General features: G+C 62.4%; 11 protein-coding genes and 2 tRNA genes. 3 read left to right on the top strand and 10 right to left on the bottom strand.

All coding sequences use genetic code 11. The annotated features are described in order from the left end of the window. Position 1 precedes the first annotated feature (1 nt). From HND92_RS05685 to rpsO, 9 genes are all read right to left on the bottom strand, one after another. Positions 2–610 carry an NADH-quinone oxidoreductase subunit C gene (locus tag HND92_RS05685; protein ID WP_011804400.1) on the bottom strand — a complete coding sequence of 203 codons (609 nt, stop codon included), beginning with the start codon at positions 608–610 and terminating at the stop codon, positions 2–4. A gap of 10 nt (positions 611–620) precedes the next feature. Continuing rightward, positions 621–1,100 carry an NADH-quinone oxidoreductase subunit B family protein gene (locus HND92_RS05680; RefSeq protein WP_011804399.1) on the bottom strand — a complete coding sequence of 160 codons (480 nt, stop codon included), beginning with the start codon at positions 1,098–1,100 and terminating at the stop codon, positions 621–623. Between the two features lie 24 nt (positions 1,101–1,124). Continuing rightward, entirely contained in the window at positions 1,125–1,484 is a 360-nt protein-coding gene (locus tag HND92_RS05675; protein WP_011804398.1) for an NADH-quinone oxidoreductase subunit A, read from the bottom strand. 76 nt (positions 1,485–1,560) lie between these two features. After that, a tRNA-Leu gene (locus HND92_RS05670) sits at positions 1,561–1,645 on the bottom strand. A gap of 128 nt (positions 1,646–1,773) precedes the next feature. Continuing rightward, entirely contained in the window at positions 1,774–2,154 is a 381-nt protein-coding gene (secG, locus tag HND92_RS05665) for a preprotein translocase subunit SecG (RefSeq protein WP_011804397.1), read from the bottom strand. 38 nt (positions 2,155–2,192) lie between these two features. After that, entirely contained in the window at positions 2,193–2,945 is a 753-nt protein-coding gene (gene tpiA, locus HND92_RS05660) for a triose-phosphate isomerase (RefSeq protein WP_084002030.1), read from the bottom strand. After that, a complete protein-coding gene (locus HND92_RS05655) occupies positions 2,942–3,946 on the bottom strand; it encodes an NAD(P)H-quinone oxidoreductase (protein WP_103737350.1) in 1,005 nt (334 codons plus the stop codon). The genes tpiA and HND92_RS05655 overlap by 4 nt, the downstream gene beginning before the upstream one ends. Positions 3,947–4,045: 99 nt before the next feature. Next, the gene (gene pnp, locus HND92_RS05650) at positions 4,046–6,229 is read right to left on the bottom strand and encodes a polyribonucleotide nucleotidyltransferase (RefSeq protein ID WP_103737351.1); all 2,184 of its coding nucleotides are present in this window, start codon (positions 6,227–6,229) and stop codon (positions 4,046–4,048) included. Positions 6,230–6,444: 215 nt separating this feature from the next. Beyond that, complete coding sequence (rpsO, locus tag HND92_RS05645; protein WP_011804393.1) at positions 6,445–6,711, bottom strand: 30S ribosomal protein S15; 267 nt, start codon at positions 6,709–6,711, stop codon at positions 6,445–6,447. Between the two features lie 249 nt (positions 6,712–6,960). Between rpsO and HND92_RS05640 the strand changes: the two genes are divergently transcribed. The 3 genes from HND92_RS05640 (at position 6,961) to greB (ending at position 8,096) form a co-directional block, all read left to right on the top strand. Continuing rightward, complete coding sequence (locus HND92_RS05640; RefSeq protein ID WP_047350018.1) at positions 6,961–7,233, top strand: hypothetical protein; 273 nt, start codon at positions 6,961–6,963, stop codon at positions 7,231–7,233. A gap of 147 nt (positions 7,234–7,380) precedes the next feature. Beyond that, a tRNA-Arg gene (locus tag HND92_RS05635) sits at positions 7,381–7,457 on the top strand. Between the two features lie 78 nt (positions 7,458–7,535). After that, positions 7,536–8,096 carry a transcription elongation factor GreB gene (gene greB / locus HND92_RS05630; RefSeq protein ID WP_047350017.1) on the top strand — a complete coding sequence of 187 codons (561 nt, stop codon included), beginning with the start codon at positions 7,536–7,538 and terminating at the stop codon, positions 8,094–8,096. Positions 8,097–8,109: 13 nt separating this feature from the next. Here greB and HND92_RS05625 read toward each other — a convergent pair whose 3' ends face one another. After that, complete coding sequence (locus HND92_RS05625; RefSeq protein ID WP_172206413.1) at positions 8,110–10,374, bottom strand: bifunctional (p)ppGpp synthetase/guanosine-3',5'-bis(diphosphate) 3'-pyrophosphohydrolase; 2,265 nt, start codon at positions 10,372–10,374, stop codon at positions 8,110–8,112. Positions 10,375–10,410 lie beyond the last annotated feature (36 nt).

Raw genomic sequence — 10,410 nt, 5'->3', positions numbered from 1 at the left:
CTCAGTGCAGGCCTCCGTACTTGTCTTCGCGGATGACGCGCGGCGTCACTTCGCGCGGCTCGATGGTCACGGGCTCATAGATCACGCGACGCTGGTCGGCGTCATAGCGCATCTCGACATGGCCGGACAAGGGGAAGTCCTTGCGGAACGGGTGGCCGATGAATCCGTAATCGGTCAGGATGCGGCGCAGATCGTTGTGCCCATCAAACACGATGCCGAACAGATCGAATGCCTCGCGCTCAAACCAGTTGGCCGAGTTCCAGATGTCGGTAACCGAGGCGACGATGGGGAAGTCGTCGTCGGAGCAGAACACCTTCACGCGCAACCGCTGGTTGAGGGAAACGGAGAGCAAATGGGAAACCACGGCGTAGCGCGGTCCTTCCGAGCCCGTGGCGCCATAGGCAGAATAGTCGACGCCGCACAGATCAATCAATTGCTCGAACTTGCAATCGGGCGCATCGCGCAGGATTTGCATGGCTTCGAGATAGCGCGCAGCGGACACCACCACGGTCACCTCATCCAGCGCCACCGAGATCTGGCGCACGCGGTCACCCAGAGCGGAGGCAACCACGTCCCGCAGGCTCTCGGGGTGAATGGCAATAGCAGTCATCTTCGTCCCTTCAGGCGCGCGCAATGGTGTGGGTGCGGCGGATCTTCTGCTGCAGCTGGATGATCCCGTAGATCAGCGCCTCGGCCGTCGGAGGACAACCCGGAACGTACACATCCACAGGGACGATGCGATCACAGCCACGCACCACCGAATAGCTGTAGTGGTAGTAGCCCCCGCCGTTGGCACAAGAGCCCATGGAGATGACCCAGCGCGGCTCGGCCATTTGGTCGTACACCTTGCGCAGAGCGGGCGCCATCTTGTTGCACAGCGTGCCGGCCACGATCATCAGGTCCGACTGTCGCGGGCTCGCCCGGAACACTTCCGCGCCAAAACGCCCCAGGTCATAACGTGCGGCGGCAGCATGCATCATCTCGACAGCGCAGCAGGCCAGTCCGAAGGTCATGGGCCAAAGGGATCCGGTCTTGGCCCAGTTCACCACGGAGTCATAACTCGTGGTGATGAAGCCTTCCTTCATCACACCTTCAATCATTGCGTCATTCCTTTGAGCGGCGGCTCATTCCCAGTTGAGGGCGCCTTTTTTCCATTCGTAGGCAAAGCCCACCACGAGGATGGCCAGGAAAACCAGCACAGCGACAAAGCCCGTCACCCCCACCTCTTGCAGAGTCACCGCCCAAGGGAAGAGGAAGGCAATTTCCAGGTCGAACAGGATGAAGAGGATGGCCACCAGGTAGTAGCGCACGTCGAACTTCATACGCGCGTCTTCAAATGCCTCGAAGCCGCACTCATAGGGGGAGTTTTTCGCCGGATCCGGGCGATTGGGGCCAAGCACATAGCCCAGAAGAAGCGGCACCACACCGACACCGATGCCGACCAGAATGAACAATAGGACAGGGAGGTATTGATCGAGGTTCATCTGGCAGATGTGCTCACCGCTGAAAAACCGCCTCGCATGTCCCGCAACGGGGACCAGGGAGGCGGCTTCTTGTGATTGGTGCCGTCGGCGAGACTCGAACTCGCACAGCTTTCGCCACTACCCCCTCAAGATAGCGTGTCTACCAATTTCACCACGACGGCTGCTGTATGCATCTGGATGGCATGAGGACCGGAAATAACGGTTTTGGCTTTCCAGACAATCCGGGATTCTACCCCGGAAAAACCCTGTCACAAACGGATGAGGCGTTTTTTTGCGACGCCTCAAACGTTCACTTGGTCGGGATCTGAGCGGCGCCCGAGGCAGGCTCCACCGCCGGCGCTGGAGCTGCCGCAGAGGCATCGACCGCAGGTGCCGTCGAGGCGGGGACAGCTACTGCGGGCGTCTCCAGAACACTACCAGTGCTCACCGGACGCTGGTTGCCAAAGTATGCCAATGCCAGGGTTGCCACGAAGAACACCGTCGCCAGGACCGCCGTGGTGCGCGAAAGGAAGTTGGCGCTGCCGCTGGCCCCAAACAAGCTGCCGGAACTGCCACTACCGAAGGCTGCCCCCATGTCCGCACCCTTACCGTGCTGGATCAGGATCAACCCAATCATCCCGAGGGCGGTCAGCATCTGCACCGCCAGAATCACGTTCACAACCAGTCCCATAATCCCATCACTCCTAATTTAATAGCTACTAGCGCTTGTCAGCTATGCGCTGCAGCGATAATTTTCAAGAAATCCGCGGCCTTGAGCGACGCACCGCCCACCAGGCCCCCATCGATATCCGGCTGCGCCAGCAGTTCGGCTGCGTTGGCAGCATTCATGCTGCCGCCATACAGGATGAGCACGCGATCCGCGCTCTCGGTCGCCGCGGCGAGCTGAGCGCGCAGCACCGCATGCACCTGCTGCGCCTGCTCTGGCGTTGCCGTGCGGCCGGTGCCGATGGCCCAGACAGGCTCGTAGGCCACCACGATCTCGCTCACGCAGTGCCCCACGGCATGGATCACAGCCGCCAGTTGGCGCTTGACGACGGTCTCGGTCTGGCCCGCCTCGCGCTCCGCCAGAGTTTCCCCCACGCATACGATCGGCGTGACGCCGCCCGAGAGCGCCCGCTGGGCCTTGGCCGCGACCACGGCATCGGTTTCGCCATGGTATTGGCGACGCTCGGAGTGCCCCACAAGCGCGTAGCGTGCATCAAAGTCGCGCAACATTCCCACGGAGACCTCGCCGGTGAACGCGCCCCTTTCATGCTGCGACACATCCTGGGCGGCCAGAGCGATTTCGCTGCCCGCGACCAAGGCCTGCACCTGCGCCAGGTAGGGCGCCGGCACGGCCACCGCCACGCCGCAACCGGGCGCGCCCAAGCCATCACGCAACGCCTGCAGCAGCGCCGCATTCGCCTGCAGGCTGCCGTTCATCTTCCAGTTGCCGGCAATGAGTTTCTTTTTCTGTGTCATGTCGTCCATGTCAAAACAATCTTGCCCACGTGCTGGTTGGATTCCATCAGCGCATGCGCCCGCGCGGCCTGCGCGGCCGGGAAGGTGGCATGGATGACCGGCTTCACCGCGCCCGACGCCAGCAGCGGCCAGACATGCTCACGCAATGCCTGCGCAATGGCGCCCTTGAACGCCACGGGACGCGGCCTCAGCGTGGAGCCCGTGATGGTCAGCCGCCTGCGCAGCACCAGCCCCGCATTGAACTGCGCATCCAGCCCGCCCTGCACCGCGATGATGACCACGCGGCCGTCCTCGGCCAGGCACTCAACCTCGCGCGCCACGTAGGAGCCGGCCACCATGTCCAGCACTACGTCCACGCCACGCCCATCGGTAAGGCGCCGCGCCTCGGCCACGAAGTCCTGTGTCTTGTAGTTGATCGCGTAGTGCGCACCCAGCGCCAGGCAGGCTGCGCACTTTTCATCCGAACCCGCCGTGACGATGACCGTGGCGCCGCGTGCACGCGCCAACTGAATAGCCGTAACGCCAATGCCGCTACTGCCGCCCTGCACCAGCAGGACCTCTCCCGCCTGCAGGCGGCCGCGGTCGAACACATTGCTCCAGACGGTAAAGAAGGTTTCCGGCAGCGAGGCCGCCTCCACGTCGCTCAAGCCCTGCGGCACCGGCAGGCATTGCGCAACAGGCGCGACGCACCACTGCGCATAACCGCCGCCCGCAACCAAAGCGCACACCCGGTCGCCCACGCGAAGGCCCGCCTGCGCCATGGCGGCGGCATCGCCGGACTCGACAACGCCCGCCACTTCCAGCCCGGGCAGATCGGAGACGCCCGCGGGCGGCGCGTAGTTGCCCTTGCGCTGCAGCACGTCGGGGCGGTTCACCCCGCTGGCCGCCACGCGGATCAACAACTCGCCGTCTCCCGGCTGCGGCACCGGGCGCTCGGCGAGACGCAGCCCCTCAGGCGGGCCAAACGCCGCAATCTCTACGGCCTGCATCACGTCATTCATGGCAGTTTTGAATCATTTGAGCCGATAGCGCCCGTCCATCGGGCGTTAGCAGCTCTCATTTCAATAGCAAACAGGCGTTCCCGAAGGAACACCCCCGGCTTACTGCTGCTGTTGCTCGGAAGCACCGCCATCACGGCGCTCACGACGCTCGCCCCGCTCCGCAGGGGCGGGACGGCCGCTGTCGCCGGCGGGGCGGTCAGCCAACGCCTTCATGGACAGCTTGACGCGGCCCTTGTCGTCGGTCTCCAGCACCTTGACCTTCACGATCTGACCTTCCTGCAGGTAGTCGCCCACCTTTTCCACACGCTCGTGGGCGATCTGGCTGATGTGCAGCAGGCCGTCCTTGCCGGGCAGCAGGTTGATCAACGCGCCGAAGTCCAGGATCTTGGTGATCGGGCCTTCGTAGACCTTGCCCACTTCAACCTCGGCCGTGATCTCTTCGATGCGGCGCTTGGCTTCATCAGCCTTGGCAGCCTCGGTGGCTGCGATGGTGATGGTGCCGTCTTCCTCGATATTGATCTGGCACCCGGTCTCGTCCGTCAGGGCACGGATCGTGGCGCCGCCCTTGCCGATCACGTCGCGGATCTTCTCGGGGTTGATCTTCATCGTGTAGAGCTTGGGCGCGAAGGACGAGATCTCGGTCTTGGCTTCACCCATGGCTTCCTGCATCTTGCCCAGGATGTGCATACGTGCTTCCTTGGCCTGCGCCAGGGCGACCTGCATGATTTCCTTGGTGATGCCCTGGATCTTGATGTCCATCTGCAGGGCGGTGATGCCGTTGGTCGTACCAGCCACCTTGAAGTCCATGTCGCCCAGGTGGTCCTCATCGCCCAGGATGTCGGTCAGCACGGCGAAGCGGTTGTCTTCCTTGATCAGGCCCATGGCGATGCCGGCCACGTGCGCTTTCATGGGCACGCCGGCATCCATCAGCGACAGGCAGCCGCCGCAGACCGATGCCATGGACGAGGAGCCGTTGGATTCGGTGATCTCCGACACCACGCGGATGGTGTAGGGGAACTCGTCCTTGCTCGGCAGGCAGGCCACCAGGGCGCGCTTGGCCAGACGGCCGTGGCCGATTTCGCGGCGCTTGGTCGATCCCATGCGGCCCACTTCACCCGTGGCGAAGGGAGGCATGTTGTAGTGGAAGATGAAACGGTCTTCGAACTCGCCGGCCAGTGCGTCGATGCGCTGCGCATCGCGCTCGGTGCCCAGCGTGGACACCACCAGCGCCTGGGTCTCGCCACGCGTGAACAGGGCGGAGCCGTGGGTGCGCGGCAGCACGGAGTTGCGGATCTCGATGGGGCGCACGGTGCGCGTGTCGCGGCCGTCGATGCGGGGCTCGCCGGCCAGGATCTGGCTGCGCACGATCTTGGCTTCGATGTCGAACAGCAGGGCCTCGACCTTCACGGCGTCGAACTCCACGCCCTCGCCCTTCAGCGATTCCAGCACCGAGGCCGATGCCTCGCGCAAGGCCTGGGTGCGGGCCTGCTTGCTGCGGATCTGGTAAGCCGCGCGCAGCTTGTCCTCTGCCAGGGCCGTGACCTTGGCGATGAAAGTCTCGTCCTTGGCAGGCGGCTGCCAGTCCCACACGGGCTTGCCAGCGTCGCGCACCAGCTCATGGATGGCGTTGATCGCCACCTTGCCCTGCTCGTGGCCGAACACCACGGCGCCCAGCATGATCTCTTCGGACAACTGCTGCGCTTCGGACTCCACCATCAGCACAGCGGCCTCGGTGCCCGCCACCACCAGGTCCAGTTGCGAGCTCTTGCGCGCGGTCTGCCCGGGGTTCAGCACGTATTCGCCATTGACGTAGCCCACGCGTGCGGCGCCGATGGGGCCATTGAACGGAATACCGGAAACGGACAGCGCTGCGCTCACGGCGATCATGGCGGCGATGTCAGCGTCCACTTCGGGGTTCAGCGAGATGGTGTGGATGACCACATGCACCTCGTTGTAGAAGCCCTCGGGGAACAGCGGGCGGATCGGGCGATCGATCAGGCGGCTGGTCAGCGTCTCCAACTCGCTGGGCTTGGCCTCGCGCTTGAAGAAGCTGCCGGGGATCTTGCCGGCGGCGTAGGTCTTCTCGATGTAGTCCACCGTCAGCGGGAAGAAGTCCTGGCCAGGCTTGGCCTGCTTGGACCCCACCACGGTAGCGAGCACCACGGTGTCGTCAATGTTCACCAGCACGGCGCCTGAGGCCTGCCGGGCGATCTCACCCGTTTCCATGACAACGGTCTTGTCACCCCACTGGAACGACTTGGTGACCTTGTTAAAAATGCTCATAATGACTCCTTGCTCTCAAAATAATAGCTGGCAACGCTGTACCAGCAAGGCTTGGAGCGCAATTCAGAACACGATGCCATTCCAGCGGCCCTGCCCTGCCCATCGGAAGGCAAGGCCCCTGGAATGACACAGCTTCGCTCTGCAGTTGCGTCTCCGAAGTAAAAAACGCCTGAGCTAGACAGAGCTAACCCAGGCGTCTCGGCATGCCGGCGCGCTTACTTGCGCAGGCCCAGCTTGGCGATCAGTGCCGTATAACGGTCGGCGTCCTTGGCCTTGAGGTAGTCCAGCAGCTTGCGACGACGGCTCACCATGCGCAGCAGACCACGGCGGCCATGATGGTCCTTGGCATGCTGCTTGAAGTGAGGAGTCAGCTCGTTGATGCGGGCGGTGAGCAGTGCCACCTGGACTTCCGGGCTACCCGTATCGTTGGCGGAACGGGCATTGGCCTTGACGACTTCGGCCTTGACGGATGATGCGATCATGTTTTTTCCTTGATAGAAGAGCCCAAGCAGGCAGCCGCATTGCTGCACCAACTGCCTATGGCTCTGGTTGTACTTGCGCCGCGACTGGAAGGGTCGACAGCGTGCGTCTTGCACCATGCAAAACCTTGAGATTATACCGCTGCGCTTTTCCCCACTTCTTCGCCGCCGCCCAACCCCTGTGCAGCAGGCTTTCGGGCATGATGCAAACCGTACTGCAAAACGTTGCAACGCCCTTTCTGAAAGACCACTATGCGCTTCATGGATACGTTTGTCCGCCGGTCTCTTTCCCTGCCAGTGGGTGTCGGCGTGACCGCGCTCTTGTTGTCCTTTACGTCACTTCACAGCCATGCCGCAGCCACACCCGAGAAGGCAGCCAGCGCTTCGAAGAGGTCCAAAGCCATCCGGATCAAGCACACGCAGAACCATTCCGGCGAAAGCCAGGCAGAGCGCGACCGGCGCCTCTACCGGGAGTGCAAGGGCATGCCCAACGCAGGCGCCTGCCTGGGCTACACACGCAAGTGAGCAACATCGAGCGATTTCGCAAAACCGGGCGAAAACTCCGCTACAATCACGCCATCGTCACAATGCGCTGATCGACTGAGTTAGTTAATTAACCAGTGACGATTTTTTGAAATAGCTTGAAAACTTCGTGCTATAATTCAAAGCTTAGCGGCTGTAGCTCAGCTGGATAGAGTACTTGGCTACGAACCAAGGGGTCGTGGGTTCGATTCCTGCCAGCCGCACCAAACGGTAAGCCCTGGAACTGCAAGGTTCCAGGGCTTTTTCGTTTTTGGCATTTGCTCCCTTTCAGGCACGATAAGCATATGAGCAAGGCATTCACCAAAGAAACCGATACCGACGACGAACCGTCCCTCCCCCCGCAGGCGCCGGTGGGGCCCGGCAAGAACTACATCACACCCCAGGGATATGCGCGCCTTCGCCGCGAGTTGCTGGACCTTATCGATGATGAGCGCCCCAAGGTGGTGGAAATTGTCCATTGGGCTGCCAGCAACGGAGACCGTTCGGAGAACGGCGACTACCTGTACGGCAAGAAAAGGCTGCGCGAGATCGACAGGCGCATCCGTTTCCTGACGAAACGGCTGGAAATCGCGGATGTCGTGGACCCATCGGTACACGCGGGCAGTGACCAAGTCTTCTTCGGCGCCACGGTCACCTACGCCGAGGAGGACGGCATGGAGCGCACGGTGACGATTCTGGGCATTGACGAAGCCGACAACAGCCTGCAGCAGATCAGCTGGATTTCTCCCGTGGCACGCGCGCTGCTCAAAGCCCGGGAGGGAGACGAAGTGACCCTGCAGACTCCCGCCGGCCTACGTACCCTGGAAATCCTGCGCGTCGAATACCCCGTCGCGGCGCCTCGGTGACGAACCCAGGCCCTCAAGCGGGCTGGGGAAGCACGCGGAACGCTCGCAATACGGAATGCGTGCGGCGCAGATTGCGCAACACGGCCTCTACATGGTGTTGATCACGCACAGCTGCCACAAAACGCAGATCAGTGGTGTCCATCGCATCGTCCATGTCCACACGGACGATATCTGCCTCTGAGTTGGCAAATTCGGATGCGATGCGAGCCAGTACCCCCTTGCCATTGGTCACGGTCACGGTGATACCGGTCTCGAATTGGCGGGTAGGCTCATCGGACCAGTCGACGGCAATGAAGCGCTCGCCATCTTTGTGCTGCAGTTTCTTGGCTACACCGCATTGCGCGTGATGGACCACCAGGCCCTCGCCGCGGCCCAGGTATCCCACGATGGGGTCACCCGGCACCGGGCGGCAACACGCTGCATATTGAACAGATGCATTCTCGCTGCCGTCGAGGGTGATGCTCCCTTGCGAGACTGTTTCATGGGAGCTATAGCGCTCGCGGGTCAGCAGCAATGCATCAGGCCGCTGGCCGTCTTCCGATAGCAACACGACCAGGCGCTTGGCCACGATGCCGGCAATGCGCTTGCCCAGTCCCACATCGGTCATGAGTTCCGCGCGGCTGCGATTGCCCGTAAAGCGCAGCAGTTTTTCCCAAATGGGCACTTGGGTCTGCACGTCAGGCAGTTGTTCGATGCCCTCGGCGCGCAGCGCCTGGGTCAGCAGTTTCTCGCCCAGGCCCGCCGACTCGTTCTGCGCCAGCGTCTTGAGATAGTGGCGAATCTTGGAACGCGCGCGCCCAGTGCGCACAAACCCCAGCCAAGCGGGGTTGGGCCGGGCACCCTGTGTGGTAACGATTTCCACCACATCCCCGTTCTTGAGTTCGGTGCGCAGGGGCACCTGCTCGTTGTTGATGCGCGCCGCCGTGGTGCGGTCGCCCACGTCGCTGTGGATCGCATAGGCAAAGTCCACCGCCGTGGCTCCGCGGGGCAACGCCATGATCTGGCTCTTGGGCGTGAAGACATAGACGGCATCTGGGAACAGGTCCACCTTGACGTGGTCCCAGAATTCGGCCGCGTCGCGCGTTTCATTCTGGATGTCGAGCAAGGACTGCAGCCATTTGGTGCCCAGGCGTTCTGCCACCGCACCATCCGCATCTTTCGCCTTGTAGAGCCAGTGCGCCGCCACACCCGCTTCCGCCACGATGTGCATTTCCTCGGTGCGAACCTGAAACTCGATGTTCAGGCCAGCAGGTCCCACCAGCGTCGTATGCAGCGACTGATAGCCATTGAGCTTGCCAATGGCGATATGGTCCTTGAACTTGCCGGGCACCGGTTTGTACATCTGGTGCAACACACCCAAGGCGGTATAGCAGTCCGTCACCGAATGCACGATGACACGGAAGCCATAGAGATCCGTCACCTGCGCAAAGCTCAGGTGCTTGGTGATCATCTTCTGGTAGATCGCAAAGAGTGTCTTCTCACGCCCCGCCAGCCGCACGTGCATGCCCAGCCGCGCAAATGCGGCATCCACCTCCGTCTGCACCTTCTGCACGATGTCGCGGCGTCGGTTGCGCGACTTCGTGACCGCTTTGGACAGCGTGGCATAGCGCCATGGATGCAGGTGGCGAAAGGCGAGGTCCTGCAGTTCGCGGTAGGTCTGGTTCAGCCCCAACCGATGCGCGATGGGCGCATAGATCTCCAGCGTCTCCGACGAAATGCGGCCCCACTTGCTGCGCGGCATGTCGGAGAGCGTGCGCATGTTGTGCGTGCGGTCCGCCAGCTTGATGAGGATGACGCGCACGTCGCGTGCCATGGCCAGCAGCATCTTGCGAAACGACTCGGCCTGGTTCTCCTCACGGGTATTGAACTGCAGCTTATCGAGTTTGGTGAGACCATCCACCAGTTCCGCAACAGGCGCACCAAACCGGTCGATGAGATCGGACTTGGTGATGCCGCAATCTTCCATGGCGTCGTGCAGCAAGGCTGCCATGAGGGCCTGGACATCCAGCTTCCAGCTCGCGCACAGCGCCGCCACGGCAATCGGGTGCGTGATGTAGGGCTCGCCACTGCTGCGCAACTGCCCCAAGTGCGCTTCATCGGCGTAACGGTACGCCTGGCGCACCTGCTCGACGCTGGCTTCGTCAAGGTAGTCGAGTTTTTCCAGCAGCGCAGCAAAGCTCGCCGCCGCGGCGTTGGCGGCCGCAGCAGAAGAACTGTCAACCGCCACAGGGACGGCCTGCGGATTGTCAACAGCTGCCTTGTTCAACACGACGTTCATGGCTTAAATGTAGCGCGCCCCGCCCGAGCGGCAAGC

Source organism: Diaphorobacter sp. JS3050, from assembly GCF_013154915.1.
Lineage (GTDB): Bacteria > Pseudomonadota > Gammaproteobacteria > Burkholderiales > Burkholderiaceae_C > Diaphorobacter > Diaphorobacter nitroreducens.
Note: the sequence above shows the minus strand (reverse complement) of the source record. Positions and strands in the feature narration are given on the sequence as shown.

Excerpts from the sequence above, each read along its gene's own strand:
- HND92_RS05685 (WP_011804400.1), bottom strand. The coding sequence starts at position 610 with ATGACTGCTATTGCCATTCACCCCGAGAGCCTGCGGGACGTGGTTGCC.
- HND92_RS05680 (WP_011804399.1), bottom strand. The coding sequence starts at position 1,100 with ATGATTGAAGGTGTGATGAAGGAAGGCTTCATCACCACGAGTTATGAC.
- HND92_RS05675 (WP_011804398.1), bottom strand. The coding sequence starts at position 1,484 with ATGAACCTCGATCAATACCTCCCTGTCCTATTGTTCATTCTGGTCGGC.
- secG (WP_011804397.1), bottom strand. The coding sequence starts at position 2,154 with ATGGGACTGGTTGTGAACGTGATTCTGGCGGTGCAGATGCTGACCGCC.
- tpiA (WP_084002030.1), bottom strand. The coding sequence starts at position 2,945 with ATGACACAGAAAAAGAAACTCATTGCCGGCAACTGGAAGATGAACGGC.
- HND92_RS05655 (WP_103737350.1), bottom strand. The coding sequence starts at position 3,946 with ATGAATGACGTGATGCAGGCCGTAGAGATTGCGGCGTTTGGCCCGCCT.
- pnp (WP_103737351.1), bottom strand. The coding sequence starts at position 6,229 with ATGAGCATTTTTAACAAGGTCACCAAGTCGTTCCAGTGGGGTGACAAG.
- rpsO (WP_011804393.1), bottom strand. The coding sequence starts at position 6,711 with ATGATCGCATCATCCGTCAAGGCCGAAGTCGTCAAGGCCAATGCCCGT.
- HND92_RS05640 (WP_047350018.1), top strand. The coding sequence starts at position 6,961 with ATGCGCTTCATGGATACGTTTGTCCGCCGGTCTCTTTCCCTGCCAGTG.
- greB (WP_047350017.1), top strand. The coding sequence starts at position 7,536 with ATGAGCAAGGCATTCACCAAAGAAACCGATACCGACGACGAACCGTCC.
- HND92_RS05625 (WP_172206413.1), bottom strand. The coding sequence starts at position 10,374 with ATGAACGTCGTGTTGAACAAGGCAGCTGTTGACAATCCGCAGGCCGTC.